This window comes from Chitinophaga sp. 05T412, from assembly GCF_056396465.1.
Window position 1 is genome coordinate 1 of the sequence record NZ_JBFTLN010000055.1, and the last position, 1,023, is coordinate 1,023.

General features: G+C 48.5%; 1 protein-coding gene. It reads left to right on the plus strand.

Annotation, left to right across the window (positions count from 1 at the left end; genetic code table 11):
* On the plus strand, positions 1-1,023 hold a 1,023-nt coding region (locus AC1DFM_RS34630; protein ID WP_477081358.1), incomplete at both ends, for a condensation domain-containing protein.

Here is a 1,023-nt window from a genome sequence, read left to right on the forward strand (position 1 = left end):
TTTTAAGGAAGATGAAGAGTATGGCGTACAACAATACATTCTTCCTGATATAGATTTCAGCATCCACTACAACACACAACCCACGGACTTATCTGCCGATATCCAGTCTGTATGTTATACGCCTTTTGATCTGTCTACCGGCCCTTTACTACGGGCATCTCTCTACGAAGTAGCAGCAGGGCAGTGGGTGTTTGTCTATGTGATGCATCACATCATCAGCGATGGCTGGTCAATGGGGGTGCTGATCAAAGAGCTGCTGCATCTCTATCATGATAATAGTCCGCTGCCGGCATTGCCCATCCAATACAAGGATTATGCAGTATGGCAACAATCCCACGCAGACGATACCGCTAGAACTTATTGGCAGCAACAGTTTTCCGGTGAACTACCGGTGCTAGAGCTGGTGGCAGACAAGCCCCGTCCGCCAGTAAAAACCTATCATGGCGGGATGGTACAAAAAACAATAGACATCTCTGGTTTATCGGCGCTGTTACAACCTACGGGCAGCACCCTGTTCATGGGACTGGTAGCGGCGGTAAACACCTTACTGTATCGCTACAGCGGCCAGGAAGATATTATCCTGGGCAGCCCTGTTGCCGGCAGAGAACATGCAGACCTGGAAGGACAATTAGGTTTCTATGTGAACACGCTGGCGCTAAGGACCCGCTTCAGCGGCAGTGAGAGCTATCTGCAACTGCTGGAACAGGTGCGACAGGTAACRATGGCWGCTTACGAACATCAGTCGTATCCTTTTGATGAGCTGGTGGATACGTTGCCACTGAAGCGTGATATGAGCCGCAGCCCGTTGTTTGATGTGATGGTGGTGTTACAGGATGCAGATCTTGATGAAGTAGTAGCTGCCCAGCAAAATGGCAAGCTGCAAATAAATCCATATACAGACTTCCCTAATCCGGTCAGCAAATTTGATCTGAACTTCATATTTGAGCCACGGCAGGATGGACTACATCTCAGCATAGAATATAACAGTGACCTGTTTTACCATGATACCGTACTCACAATAGC